Consider the following 12,213-nt stretch of genomic DNA (forward strand, 5'->3'; position numbering starts at 1 on the left):
TGTCGCGGGAGGCAGGCGAGCACGAGTCGGATGGTTCCAACCCTGGCTGGTCCTTCCTGGAGCCTAGCCATCATCAGCAACGCGTCGATGAGCGAATTGGCGAACGCCCGGTTGCTGAAAACGCAACTTCTCCGGGGCGCCTGGCGCACTGAGGATGCGCGGAGGCTTGGATGACGCCGGTCATGGCCGCACAATGCGCGGCAACAGGAGGAACCACCATGTCCAGCATCGATATCAAGCACGCTCATTCCCTGCCGCATGCGCAAGCGCGCAAGGCGGTACAGGAAGTCGCGGACAAGCTCGCCGAACGCTTCGGCATCGGCTACGACTGGGAGGGCGACACCCTCAAGTTCGCCCGCAGCGGCGTCGACGGCAAGATCGACCTGGCCCCCAAGAGCCTGCGCGTGACTGCCAACCTTGGCTTCCTGATGTCCGCCTTCAAGGGAACGATCGAGAGCGAGATCAAGCGCGTGCTGGACGAACGCTTCGGCTGAGTTGATCCGGGCGCCTCAGCAGTTCTCGTATTTCCAGTTGCGGCGCTTGCCTTCGGCCATCCATTCGACGGCCTGTTCCAGACGCCTGGCCCTGGTTTCCTCACGCTTGGCTTCGGTGATCCATTCGACATATTCCCGCCGGCAACTGGGCGGGAAGGCATCGAACGTGGCGCGCGCCCTGGCATTTTTCTTCAGCGCCGCCGCCAGGTCGTCCGGAACCTCGACCGGCGCCTTGGGCTTGGCGTCCCTGTTCGCCGGACGCTTCACGCCATCCTCGATCAGCTTCATCGCCCGCTTGAGGTAACCGCTCAGCTCGCGCTTGCCCGGCAAGTCGGCGACCCCGGTCAGCCGGCCGAACTGGCCCATGGCGTCCTCCTTGCCATCGCTACCGACGACCCTCGCGCCCTGCCACAGGCCGAACGTCGCGTGCTGCTTGAAGGCCGCCATGCCGCACAGGATGCTGCCCCGGTAGGTGAAGCTGGGTGCGCTCCACTTCATCGTCTCCTCGCAATCCGGGCAGGCGGCGTGGACGACCTCACGCAGGTGTAGCAGGATGGGTCGCGCGAACTCCGCCGAACTGGCGATGTAGGCATCGATGCGGGGGTCGCGTTGGCCCATGGTTGGTGTCCGGGGTGCAGGCGACCTATTCTGCATGGCTTCTGCGTTGGGATGAGAAACAGGGGGAAATCATCATGGTCGACCGGGAACGCCGGCAGCACAAAGTCGTTTCAGGCGCGGTCCTGCGCGCGCAGTTGACCGAAGAACAGCTCCTCACGTTGCAGGAACTCGAGCGCTTCGGCTGCGAGCTCAAGTTCGTCCGCCGCGCGCCGTTCCAGGACCCGGTCGCGGTGGTGGTCGATGGCGATCGCAAGTCGTTCTCCCTGCTGAAGCCGGATGGCACGCTGGAGGACAATCCCCAGGGCCTCAAGCTGCGCGACACTCTGGTTCCAGCCTGACAGGCACCATCAAGCTTGCTGCTGCAGGGCCCAGCGTCCCAGCGTGCGGTATTCGTTGCGTCCGCCCAGCAGGCTGTCGATCAACACGAACTCGCCTATGGGCCACGTCACCGGGTCGATGGCCTCGAGCGGCAAGGGCGAGCTTGCGCCGCGCAACACGGTGACATGCGGCTTGAACGTGGGATGCCCCTGCACTGCCACGTGCTGCCTGGACAGGGCCTTGCGCAATTCCTCCCACAGGCCCTGCAACGACGCGCTGGCCTCGGCACATCCTAGCCAGCCTATCCCCCTTGGAAAATGGCCCGCCCGATCCAGGACCAGGTCGAAGGCCGGTAGCTTCAGGGCCTGCGCGGCGCGGCATGCCGCATCGATGCGCTCCCTCGGCAACTCCGAAAACATGCCGAGGAAGTGCAGGGTCATGTGGTAACGCGACGGCGACACCCAGCGGCCTTGCACCGCATGCCTCTTGCGCAGGGCTTCGACGGTGCGCGCCGTGCGATCGCGTGCGCTGGCGTCGGGCACGAGGGCGAAGAAGACATTGTGGCTGGCGGTTTCGCCCGCGGTCGTGGACGCGGACCCGAACAGATCATCGTGCATCCGCCCAGTGTAGTGCTTCATGCGCTGGCGACACCCTTCGCGCAGGCATTTCCGAAACGGGGCGCATCGGAAGCGATGTCCGCAGGAAACCTGCGATGACAGCAGTTACGTCAACGGCTGCGGCTTCATCGGTTGAAGCCACCAGGGCGCGTCATTTCTTCTTCGCCTGCGCGCGCAGGTAGTCGGCGAAACCGCGCAGCTGCAGTCCCTGCACCTGGTCCACCACCGGGACGAACTTGCGCAGGTCGTCGGGCGTGTAGCCGCCGGCGCGGTACCACAGCGTGATCTTCGTGCCACCCTCGACCTTGGCCAGGCGCCACTCCAGCGCACCGTCGAGGCCCATGCCCTGCAGCGGGCCCAGACCGCCGGTCATGCGCAACGTGTGTTCCGGATCGACGAAGGTGACGGTCATGTGCCATGCCTGCCGCGCACCGTTGATCTCGCAGAAGCAGCCGCCGGCACGCGGCTGGATCGAGAGCTTGCCGGCATCGCCCCACCAGGTGTGGTCCTTGGGCCACCAGCGGCCGACGTCGTTGACCAGCGCCTTCCACGCGGTCCTGGTATCGACCGGGACGACCTGCAAGTTCTCGAGGGTGAAACCGTTGGGCGCCGAATCCTTGACCTCCGCCCGTACCGCGCCGCACGCCAATGCGGCGATGGCCGCGGTCAACAGGATGCTGGTTCGCATGGCCAATCCCCGGAGGCAGAGCGCCGATTAACGCGCGGCGTCCGGCGGCGTGCAAGTGGACTCAGGGCAGCCTATCGGTCCGGTTGAACGCGTCAGCCGTCGAGTTCGGCCCAGCGTACGTAGGCCGCATCCAGTTCCGCCTGCGTGGCCGCCAGCGCCGCGTTGTGGGTCGCGATGCCCTCGCTGCCGCGCTGGTAGAAGGCCGGGGCATTCATCGCCTCGGTCAGTTCCGCAAGCCGGGTCTCCAGGGCCTCGATGCGGACCGGCAGCTGCTCGAGTTCGCGTGCGTCCTTGTAGCTGAGCTTGCGCTTCGCCGCTGCGGCGGCAGGCGTTGCCGACGCCACCGGTTGCGTTGCCGGCCTGGCGGCCGGTTGCAGGGAGGCCGCACTTTCCGGCCGCTGGCGCAGCCAGTCGGTGTAACCGCCAACGTAATCGCCCACGCGGCCCGCGCCTTCCATCACCAGCGTCGAAGTCACGACGTTGTCGAGGAAGTCGCGGTCATGGCTGACCAGCAGCAGCGTGCCCTGGTAGTCGGACAGCAGGTCTTCCAGCAGCTCCAGCGTTTCCACGTCGAGGTCGTTGGTCGGCTCGTCCATCACCAGCAGGTTGGACGGCTGCGCGAACAGCTTCGCCAGCAGCAGGCGGTTGCGCTCGCCGCCCGAGAGGCGCGTGATCGGCGCGCGCGCGCGCTCCGGCGTGAACAGGAAGTCCTGCAGGTAGCCGATGATGTGTTTCGGGCGGCCGTTGATCTCGACGCTCTCGCGGCCCTCGGCGACGTTCTCGATCGCATTCCAATCCTCGCGCAGCGTGGCGCGGTACTGGTCGAAGTAGGCGACCTGGAGGTTGCTGCCCAGCTTCACCGTGCCCGACGTCGGCGCCAGCTCGCCCAGCAGCAGCTTCAGCAACGTGGTCTTGCCGCTGCCGTTGGGCCCGATCAGGCCGATTCGGTCGCCGCGCATGACCGCGGTGGACAGCTCGCTCACGATGGCCTGTCCGCCGTAGCCGAAGGACACGTCCTTCAACTCGATGACCTTGCGTCCCGAGGCATCGCCCTGCGCCACTTCCATGCGCACGTTGCCGGTGAGGTCGCGGCGCTGCGAACGCTCCGAGCGCATCGCCTTGAGCCGGCGCACGCGGCCCTCGTCGCGGGTGCGGCGGGCCTTGATGCCCTGCCGGATCCACACTTCCTCCTGCGCCAGCAGCTTGTCGAAGCGGGCATTCTCCTGCGCTTCGGCGTTCAGGCGCTCCTCGCGGCGGCGTTCGTAATTGGCCCAGTCGCCCGGCCAGCTGGTGACCTGACCGCGGTCGATCTCGACGATGCGCGTGGCCAGCGCCCGCAGGAAGCGGCGGTCGTGGGTGACGAAGACCAGCGCGCCCGGCCAGGCCTTGAGGAAGCCTTCGAGCCAGTCGATCGCGGCGATGTCGAGGTGGTTGGTCGGTTCATCCAGCAGCAGTACGTCGGGCGACGACACCAGGGCCCGCGCCAGCAACACGCGCCGCTTCATGCCGCCGGAGAGGCCGGAGAACAGCGCATCGCCGTCGAGGTCGAGGCGGGTCAGCGTTTCCGTGACGCGCTGGTCGAGCGACCAGCCCTCCGCGTCCTCGATCTTCGACTGGACCCGGGCGAGCGCATCGGTATCGACGTGGTCGGCATGGCTGAGGTGGTGGTATTCGGCCAGCCAGGCGCCGAGCTGGCCCAGGCCCGCGGCAACGACGTCCCACACGTCCCCTTCCGCACCGGCCGGCACTTCCTGCTCCAGGCGCGCGATGCGCACCCCGCCCTCGACGCGGACTTCGCCATCATCGGGCTTGATGTCGCCGGCCAGCAGCTTGAGCAGCGTGGACTTGCCGGCGCCGTTGCGGCCAATCAGGGCGATGCGTTCGCCGGCATCGATGGACAGGCCGACATTTGCCAGCAGCAGCGGGCCGCCGACGCCGTAGTCGACGTTTTGCAGAGTGATCAGGGACATGTGCCCCATTCTACCGGTCCCGCATGCCCCGCTCCCGGCGCATACTGATCCCGACGCGCGGCACATCGCCGCGACATCCAACGTCCAGCGGAGGACACCATGTCAAAAGGGCTCGACAAGAAGAAGGAACAGAAGAAGAAGCCGGCGAAGACGCTGAAGGAAAAGCGCGCCGAAAAGCAGGACAAGAAGTCCAACAAGGGCTGAGCCCATCGGCTGAGCCGCGCCGGCCCGCGAGGGCTCCACGGCTCAGCACATTCTCCGGAGTCCGCCCTACGCGCTGTTCGAGGGCACCGTCAGCGCGCCGGACCCAGCACAACGATCCTGGACGCCATGGGGATGCGTTCGTTGCGACGCAGGGCAATGTCGACTTCCTGGCCATCAAGTCCAAGGACGTCGAGCGGCTTTCCGTCCAGCGCTTCGACTTTCGTAGCGGCGTCGTAGCCGATGCGATTGAAGATGTGGGAGTCCGCCTCGTCGACGTGGATCGTGCGCGTGCCCGTGCGGATCTCGTGGACGGTGCCGTGCAGGTAACTCCCCCATACGTGATCCGCCGTGGTCGTCGCCAACACGCGTATCTCGCCTGCCTGCAGCCGTGCGCCCACCTTCCGGACTTCCACCAGCAGGCGGTCGCCGTGCGCGAGTTCGGCGATCGACGCCGTGCCGCCAGCCGGGCTGGCCGCAAGAGGAGTGTCGTAATAGACATTCACGGGGCCGCGCTCCCCTACCCGGCTGCCGATCTGCGTGTCGCGGCTCAGGATCAGGCGATGGCTGTTCGCGTCCACGCGCGTCAGGGTGCCGACCACGTGGCCCCGATCGGTAGGCCCTCCCGCACTCGCCACGCCGCCACCTGTCATCGCGACAAGACAGACCGCCAGCCAGCACGCCATGCGCCGTGCGGCCGGCCGATATCGAGTTGGCGTGCCGACCATGAAGCCCCCGCCGAAACCGGTACGCCACGATGATGCGCCCAAAAAATCCGGCTTCGCGGACCCGCCCTGCTCCCCCGATCGGGGGATGGGTCAGGAGCTGCAGGACAGCATCGAACAGCCCGCGCGCTGGCGCGCCCAGTCCGGTCGCCTGGCGGCGAACGCCTCGCGCCCGGCTTGCTCTTCATAGGGCCTGCGCATCACATCCAGCAGTTCGTGGATGCCCGTGACGTCACCCTGCTCGGCCCGGTCGATAGCCTGCTGGGCAAGGTAGTTGCGCAGCACGTACATCGGATTGGCCGCATTCATGCGGGCCGCCCGCACGGCCGCGTCCGGCGCGTCCGCCTGCACGCGGGTTGCGTAGCGCGCCAGCCAGGCATCGAAGGACGGGCGCGCCGCGTCGCGCTTGGCTTCGTCGTAGAAGGCGTGCGCCAGCGGCTCCAGGGAGGGAGCGGCGATATCGACCTGCGCCAGCGCGCGGAAGAACAACGTCATGTCGACTTCCGCATCCGCCAGCAGGGTGTGCAATTCCTGCACCAGTTCCACGTCCGCATCGCGGCACTCCGCCAGTCCAAGCTTGCGTGCGGTGTTGTCGCGATCCTCGCGCGTGTAGACATCGGCATAGCGCTGCAAACCGTCGTTGAGGCGCTGCGCATCCTCGAACAGCGGCGAAATCGCCTGCGCCAGCCGGATCAGATTCCAGTACGCGATCTTCGGCTGCCAGCCGAAGCGGTAACGGCGGCCTTGCGCATCGGTCGTATTCGGCGTCCAGTCCGGGTCGTAGTTGTCGATCCAGCCGTAGGGACCGTAGTCGATGGTCAGGCCGAGGATCGACATGTTGTCCGTGTTCATCACGCCATGCACGAAGCCCACGCGCATCCAGTGCGCGATCATCACCGCCGTGCGCACGCACACCTCGCCAAACCACGTGGCGTACAGCTGCTCGCCCTCGCCTTCCAGCTCCGGGTAATCACGGCGGATGCAGAATTCCAGCAGCTGCCGCAACAGCAGCAGGTCGCCGCGCGAATACGGCAGCTCGAAGTTGCCGAAGCGCAGGAACGACGGTGCCACGCGGCAGACGATCGCGCCGGGCTCCGGCTTCGGATGCCCGTCGTAGAACATGTCGCGCACCACCATCTCGCCGGTACCGACCAGGCTGAGCGCGCGCGTGGTCGGCACGCCGAGGTGATGCATCGCTTCGCTGCACAGGAACTCGCGGATCGACGAGCGCAGCACGGCACGGCCGTCGGCGGTGCGCGAATACGGGGTCAGACCTGCTCCTTTTAGCTGGAGCTCCCACCGCCTGCCGCTCGCGCTGACCGTTTCGCCCAGGGTGATCGCACGGCCGTCGCCAAGCTGGCCGGCCCAATGACCAAACTGGTGGCCGCCGTAGTTCGCGGCGTATGGCTCCATGCCGGGCAGCAGCGCGTTGCCGCCGAAGACTCGGGCGAATTCGGGGGATTGCACCTCTGCCTCGTCCAGCCCCAGTTCCGCGGCCATCTCGCGGGAGTACGCCAGCACCCGCGGTGCCTGCACCGGGGTGGGCGTCACCCGCGACCACAGCGCGCCTTCCACCTGGCGGATGCGCGCCCCGGCTTCCGGGTCGCCCGGCAGTTCGCGCACGAAGGCATTGTCGAAACTGACATCCAGCATCTGCCGAACACGTCCTCTTGATCGAGTGACTATCGTAGCGGGCACGAATCTCCCTCGACGTGATCCGCTCCCGCTCGACCGCCGGCGATGCGCTTCACCAGAGATCGAAGCGCACGCCTTCCCGTTCGTTGTCCCAGATCGTACTGACCACCCACCAGCGGTCGTGGTCGAAGCACAGCTGGATGCTGTTGGCGCCACGTTTGAGCACCACCGGCGAATCAGGCGATGTGCGCGCTTCGTACAGGCTCCAGGCATGGGCGACCTGGCCGAAGCGCTGGATGCGGTGGGCGATGTCGATCTCGTAGAAGTCGTTGACGGCGAAGAACGGCTCGACGTCGCGGATGTAACTGTCCTGGTCGAACACATGCGCACGAGTCGAGCCGTCAGGCTGCACCACCGTGCGCAGGCTCAGGGCTTCCGGGCGATGCAGGAAGCGGAAGCGCTCCCAGTCGCGCGGTGCGCCGGCCGGGCCGGAGATGCATTCGTAGATCGCGCGGATCACGCTCGGAATCTCGCGGACATCGTCGTTCCATTGCGGATTCATGGGCTACTCCTGTGGGGTGCCGAGGGTGTGGAGCCGGAGCTCATACGCCACCCGCTACAATAGCCACCCAGACCGGCCCATGCGCCGGCGCCATCGAGGCCGCCATGAGCGCCCCAGATTCCCCCTCGGACGCAACGTCCATCAAGTTCACCGACCTCGGCCTGCCCGAGCCGCTGCTTAAAGCCCTGGCCGATGTCGGCTACGAGAGCCCCTCGCCCATCCAGGCCGCCACGATCCCGCCGCTGCTGGCCGGACAGGACGTGCTGGGCACGGCCCAGACCGGCACGGGCAAGACGGCAGCCTTCGCCCTGCCGATCCTGGCCCGCATCGATCCCGCCCAGCAGAAGCCGCAGGCGCTGGTGCTGGCGCCGACGCGCGAGCTGGCGATCCAGGTCGCCGAAGCCTTCCAGAAGTACGCCAACCACCTGCCCGGCTTCCATGTGCTGCCGATCTACGGCGGCCAGAGCTACACCCCGCAGCTGGCGGCGCTGAAGCGCGGCGTGCAGGTCGTGGTCGGCACACCCGGGCGTGTGATCGACCACCTCAATCGCGGCTCGCTCGACCTATCGCAGCTGCGCTGCCTGGTGCTCGACGAAGCCGACGAGATGCTGCGCATGGGCTTCATCGACGACGTCGAGGCCGTGCTGAAGAAGGTTCCCGAGACGCGCCAGGTCGCCCTGTTCTCGGCGACCATGCCGTCGCAGATCAAGCGCATCGCACAGACCTATCTGCGCCAGCCGGTCGAGGTCGCGATCAAGACCACGACGACCACCGCCGCCAACATCCGCCAGCGCTACTGGGCTGTGAGCGGCGTGCACAAGCTCGATGCGATGACCCGCATCCTCGAAGCCGAACCCTACGACGCGATGATCGTGTTCGCGCGTACCAAGCTCGGCACCCAGGAACTGGCCGACAAGTTGTCCGCGCGCGGCATTTCCGCCGCCGCCATCAACGGCGACATGGACCAGAAGGCGCGCGAGCGCACCATCGCCCAGCTCAAGGACGGCCGCATCGACGTGCTGGTCGCCACCGATGTGGCCGCGCGCGGCCTCGATGTCGAGCGCATCAGCCACGTGCTGAACTTCGACATCCCCTACGACACCGAGAGCTACGTCCACCGCATCGGCCGCACCGGCCGCGCGGGCCGCAAGGGCGAGGCGATCCTGTTCGTCGCCCCGCGCGAACGCGGCATGCTGCGCGCGATCGAGCGCGCCACCCGCCAGCCGATCGAGCAGATGGAGCTGCCCAGCATCGAGACGGTGAACGAGCAGCGCGTGTCGAGGTTCCTCGGCCGCATCACCACCGCCCTGGAAAGCACGGAACTGGCGATGTTCCGCGACCTGGTCGAGCGCTACGAGCGCGAGCAGAACGTCCCGGCGGTGGAGATCGCCGCCGCCCTGGCCAAGCTGGTGCAGGGCGACATGCCGCTGCTGCTGCAGGTCACGGCGCAGCAGCTGCGTCCGCATCGCGAAGGCGGCGGCTTCGAGAAGTCCGGTTTCGAGAAGCCCGGCTTCGACAGGGCCCCGTTCGGCGACTCGCGTGGCGGCCAGGATCGCCACGGTGGCGAACGCCGTCCCGGCGGCAAGTTCGACCGCGAACGGCCGCGACCGGAGCGCAGCAGCGACTGGGCCCCGGCCACCTCCACCCCGGCTTCCTCTGCACCGGCCAGCCGCCACAACGCGGCGGAGTCGTTCTTCAACGATGACGCACCCAGCGCGCCGCGTCCGCCGCGCGAACATCGCGAGCACGGCGCCCCCGAAGCGGGCATGGAAACCTTCCGTATCGAAGTGGGCCATCGCCACGGCGTGAAGCCCGGCAACATCGTCGGCGCCATCGCCAACGAGGCGGAGCTCGAGAGCCGCTACATCGGCCGCATCGACATCCGCGACGACTTCAGCCTGATCGACCTGCCCGAGGGCATGCCGCGCGAGATCATGGACCACCTCAAGCGCGTGCGCGTCGCGGGCCAGCCGCTGCGCATCAGCCGCGACGGCGAGGCGCGTCCGCACGGCCGCGATGACGACGGGGACGCACGTCCGCCGCGTCGCTTCGATGGCCCGCGCGGCGGCAAGCCGCATGGCGCCGGACCGCGCAAGCCGCATCGCGGCAATCCGCACCGGTAAAGCAAAAACGGCGGAGCCCGGCTCCGCCTCGCGGCATGACCTGATAACCAGCCGGACGTGCAAGCACGTCCGGCTTGCCGCACCCTATCGGGCATGTCCCGCATCCTCGTCTTCCAGCACGTCGCGGCCGAGCCCCTGGGCACGCTGGATCCCCTGATCCGCGGACGCGGCCACCGCATCCGTTTCGCCAATTTCGAACGGCAGCCCGACGCGGAACCCAACGTCGACCGCTACCGCGGCCTGGTCGTGCTGGGCGGACCGATGAACGTGGAAGACCACGCCCACCGCCACCACCTGCGCACCGAACTGCGTGCGATCGAACGCATGCTGGCGCAGGACAAGCCGGTGCTGGGGATCTGCCTGGGCGCGCAACTGCTGGCACACGTGCTGGGCGCACCGGTGCAGCGCAATCCCGAACCGGAGATCGGCTGGTATCGCCTGCGCACCACCGAGGCCGGACGTCGCGACCCGGTGCTCGCCCCCTTGGGCGACGGCATCCCGGTGTTCCAATGGCACAGCTATCGCTTCGAGATCCCGCAGGGAGCATCACACCTCGCGCGCACCGACGGCTGTGAATCGCAGGCTTTCCGTCATGGCGACAATGCCTACGGCTTCCAGTTCCACCTGGAGATGGACGAACCGCTGATCGAACGTTGGCTGGCCAATCCCGCCTATCGCGCCGAACTGGCGGAGCTCGGCCATACGGATGACGCCGCGATCCGCACGCAGACACGGGCGCACATCGCGACCATGCAGCGGCACGCCGACGCGGTATTCAACAACTTCCTCGATCTCGTGGGCCGGCCCCAGCGACGCCACACCCTGCCTTCGCGCGAATGGGCCTGATCGGGAGTCTCAGCGCAGCTCGAAGCTGTCGCCGTCGAGCATCGCCGGGAAGTGCTCCCGGTGCTGGATCAGCGGCGCCGCCTGCAGCAGCATCGTCGACACCACTTCCTCGTCCGCTGCCTCGGTGATCGGGTGGCCCAGGAAGTCGATGATCGCGCTGTCGCCGGAATAGGCCAGGCCATTGCCGTCGGTGCCGACGCGATTGACGCCCGCGACGTAGCACAGGTTCTCGATCGCGCGCGCGCGCAGCAATGTCTTCCACGGGTAGCTGCGCGCCGCGGGCCAGTTGGCGACGTAGATCAGCAGGTCGTAATCGAGCATGCCTTCGCGCTCGACATTGAAGCGATTGCGCGAATACACCGGAAACCGCAGGTCGTAGCAGACCAGCGGGCAGATGCGCCATCCCTTCCACTCCACCGTCAACCGCTCGCGGCCGGCCGCATAGCGCTCGTGCTCCCTGGCATAGCGGAACAGATGGCGCTTGTCGTAGCTCTGGACCTCGCCATCCGGCTTCACGAACAGCATGCGGTTGAAGACGCCCTGCTCCGCACGGATCTGCACGCTGCCGCAGATGGCGGCATCGATGCTGTCGGCCTGCCGTCGCAGCCACTCCACCGTCGGCCCATCCATGGTCTCGGCATCGGTGATGGCTTCATTGCTGAACCCGCTGGTGAACGTCTCCGGCAGGATCACCAGGTCGGTGGTGTTGTGCAGGGGTTCGATCAGGTCGGCGTAGTAGTCACGGTTGCCGGCCGGATCATGCCAACGGGTCTCGCCCTGGATCAGGGATACGCGGAGGTTCTTCATGGCTCAACTTTATCGCGCCGCCGTTGGACCGTCACGCCCCTGGGTGCCACACGGATGAAGCACTGACCCTTCCCGACGCGCGTGCTCGCCGGGAATCCCTGAGCTGAAGACTCAGTCGCGCGCTCCTGGCGATGGAGCCCTCCCGCGCGGAGCAAAGATCGGTGCGGCACCCAGCGCATGAACGCGAAGGGCCAGCGAAGCTGGCCGTCAACACCTGATTGGAGCGCCAAGCACCTTGGCCAGCCGCCGCTACGGCCGATGGTCCGATTCGTGCTCTTCCGATTCTTCCGATTCGTTGGTAACCACCGTGACGGCACCGCTCTTCGCGTCCACATGAAGATGCGCGGGTTTGCCGTCCTTCGATGCGTCGGCATCAAAGTGTGCGCCCTCACGCTCTATACCGTGAACATTGGAATAACCCGCCGCCTCCAGCTTGGACTTGACCTGTGCGCTGGTCAGCTCGCTTCCTTTTTCACTGTATTGCGCAGCTGCCGCACCGACCGAGCCGAACAGGAGCGCGGCGAGCACTACCGCAATTGTCGAAAGTCGCTTTTGCATATGCTTTTCTCCGTACGCCCCCTTGCTACCCGGAAGTGACGCGGTACGGAA

General features: G+C 67.0%; 13 protein-coding genes. 4 read left to right on the forward strand and 9 right to left on the reverse strand.

Going from position 1 to position 12,213, the window contains the following annotated elements:
- Nucleotides 1–218: 218 nt before the first annotated feature.
- Nucleotides 219–494, forward strand: coding sequence for a polyhydroxyalkanoic acid system family protein (locus tag ACYVGE_RS04380; protein ID WP_460727438.1), 276 nt, complete (start codon nt 219–221; stop codon nt 492–494).
- Between the two features lie 15 nt (nt 495–509).
- Here ACYVGE_RS04380 and ACYVGE_RS04385 read toward each other — a convergent pair whose 3' ends face one another.
- Nucleotides 510–1,112: a YdeI/OmpD-associated family protein gene (locus ACYVGE_RS04385; RefSeq protein ID WP_460727440.1), complete on the reverse strand. Its 603-nt coding sequence runs from the start codon at nt 1,110–1,112 to the stop codon at nt 510–512.
- Between the two features lie 14 nt (nt 1,113–1,126).
- Here ACYVGE_RS04385 and ACYVGE_RS04390 point away from each other — a divergent pair, with 14 nt between their 5' ends.
- On the forward strand, nt 1,127–1,450 hold the full coding sequence (locus tag ACYVGE_RS04390) for a hypothetical protein (protein WP_460727442.1): 324 nt from the start codon (nt 1,127–1,129) through the stop codon (nt 1,448–1,450).
- Nucleotides 1,451–1,459: 9 nt separating this feature from the next.
- On the opposite strand, the gene thpR is transcribed toward ACYVGE_RS04390, so the two are convergent.
- From thpR to ACYVGE_RS04420, 6 genes are all read right to left on the reverse strand, one after another.
- Nucleotides 1,460–2,068 carry an RNA 2',3'-cyclic phosphodiesterase gene (thpR, locus tag ACYVGE_RS04395; protein ID WP_460727444.1) on the reverse strand — a complete coding sequence of 203 codons (609 nt, stop codon included), beginning with the start codon at nt 2,066–2,068 and terminating at the stop codon, nt 1,460–1,462.
- Between the two features lie 130 nt (nt 2,069–2,198).
- Entirely contained in the window at nt 2,199–2,735 is a 537-nt protein-coding gene (locus tag ACYVGE_RS04400) for an SRPBCC family protein (RefSeq protein WP_460727446.1), read from the reverse strand.
- Nucleotides 2,736–2,827: 92 nt separating this feature from the next.
- Nucleotides 2,828–4,705, reverse strand: a complete 1,878-nt coding sequence (locus ACYVGE_RS04405; protein WP_460727448.1) for an ATP-binding cassette domain-containing protein — start codon at nt 4,703–4,705, stop codon at nt 2,828–2,830.
- A gap of 293 nt (nt 4,706–4,998) precedes the next feature.
- Nucleotides 4,999–5,592, reverse strand: coding sequence for a hypothetical protein (locus ACYVGE_RS04410; protein ID WP_460727450.1), 594 nt, complete (start codon nt 5,590–5,592; stop codon nt 4,999–5,001).
- Nucleotides 5,593–5,724: 132 nt separating this feature from the next.
- A complete protein-coding gene (locus tag ACYVGE_RS04415; RefSeq protein WP_460727452.1) occupies nt 5,725–7,284 on the reverse strand; it encodes a protein adenylyltransferase SelO in 1,560 nt (519 codons plus the stop codon).
- Between the two features lie 94 nt (nt 7,285–7,378).
- Nucleotides 7,379–7,828 carry a hypothetical protein gene (locus ACYVGE_RS04420; RefSeq protein ID WP_310052418.1) on the reverse strand — a complete coding sequence of 150 codons (450 nt, stop codon included), beginning with the start codon at nt 7,826–7,828 and terminating at the stop codon, nt 7,379–7,381.
- Nucleotides 7,829–7,932: 104 nt separating this feature from the next.
- Between ACYVGE_RS04420 and ACYVGE_RS04425 the strand changes: the two genes are divergently transcribed.
- Both ACYVGE_RS04425 and ACYVGE_RS04430 read left to right on the forward strand, forming a co-directional pair.
- Nucleotides 7,933–9,951, forward strand: coding sequence for a DEAD/DEAH box helicase (locus ACYVGE_RS04425; protein ID WP_460727454.1), 2,019 nt, complete (start codon nt 7,933–7,935; stop codon nt 9,949–9,951).
- 93 nt (nt 9,952–10,044) lie between these two features.
- Entirely contained in the window at nt 10,045–10,797 is a 753-nt protein-coding gene (locus ACYVGE_RS04430; RefSeq protein WP_460727456.1) for a type 1 glutamine amidotransferase, read from the forward strand.
- A gap of 9 nt (nt 10,798–10,806) precedes the next feature.
- Here ACYVGE_RS04430 and ACYVGE_RS04435 read toward each other — a convergent pair whose 3' ends face one another.
- On the reverse strand, nt 10,807–11,604 hold the full coding sequence (locus ACYVGE_RS04435) for an amidohydrolase (protein ID WP_460727458.1): 798 nt from the start codon (nt 11,602–11,604) through the stop codon (nt 10,807–10,809).
- 249 nt (nt 11,605–11,853) lie between these two features.
- Nucleotides 11,854–12,162 (reverse strand): PepSY domain-containing protein, encoded by a 309-nt coding sequence (locus ACYVGE_RS04440; protein WP_457096041.1) that lies wholly within the window; start codon nt 12,160–12,162, stop codon nt 11,854–11,856.
- Nucleotides 12,163–12,213: the final 51 nt, after the last annotated feature.

Source organism: Lysobacter rhizosphaerae (assembly GCF_054779795.1).

Coding starts and splice junctions, on each gene's coding strand:
- ACYVGE_RS04385 (WP_460727440.1), bottom strand. CDS start 1,112: ATGGGCCAACGCGACCCCCGCATCGATGCCTACATCGCCAGTTCGGCG.
- ACYVGE_RS04405 (WP_460727448.1), bottom strand. CDS start 4,705: ATGTCCCTGATCACTCTGCAAAACGTCGACTACGGCGTCGGCGGCCCG.
- ACYVGE_RS04410 (WP_460727450.1), bottom strand. CDS start 5,592: ATGGCGTGCTGGCTGGCGGTCTGTCTTGTCGCGATGACAGGTGGCGGC.
- ACYVGE_RS04440 (WP_457096041.1), bottom strand. CDS start 12,162: ATGCAAAAGCGACTTTCGACAATTGCGGTAGTGCTCGCCGCGCTCCTG.
- ACYVGE_RS04425 (WP_460727454.1), top strand. CDS start 7,933: ATGAGCGCCCCAGATTCCCCCTCGGACGCAACGTCCATCAAGTTCACC.
- ACYVGE_RS04380 (WP_460727438.1), top strand. CDS start 219: ATGTCCAGCATCGATATCAAGCACGCTCATTCCCTGCCGCATGCGCAA.
- thpR (WP_460727444.1), bottom strand. CDS start 2,068: ATGAAGCACTACACTGGGCGGATGCACGATGATCTGTTCGGGTCCGCG.
- ACYVGE_RS04415 (WP_460727452.1), bottom strand. CDS start 7,284: ATGCTGGATGTCAGTTTCGACAATGCCTTCGTGCGCGAACTGCCGGGC.
- ACYVGE_RS04400 (WP_460727446.1), bottom strand. CDS start 2,735: ATGCGAACCAGCATCCTGTTGACCGCGGCCATCGCCGCATTGGCGTGC.
- ACYVGE_RS04430 (WP_460727456.1), top strand. CDS start 10,045: ATGTCCCGCATCCTCGTCTTCCAGCACGTCGCGGCCGAGCCCCTGGGC.
- ACYVGE_RS04420 (WP_310052418.1), bottom strand. CDS start 7,828: ATGAATCCGCAATGGAACGACGATGTCCGCGAGATTCCGAGCGTGATC.
- ACYVGE_RS04435 (WP_460727458.1), bottom strand. CDS start 11,604: ATGAAGAACCTCCGCGTATCCCTGATCCAGGGCGAGACCCGTTGGCAT.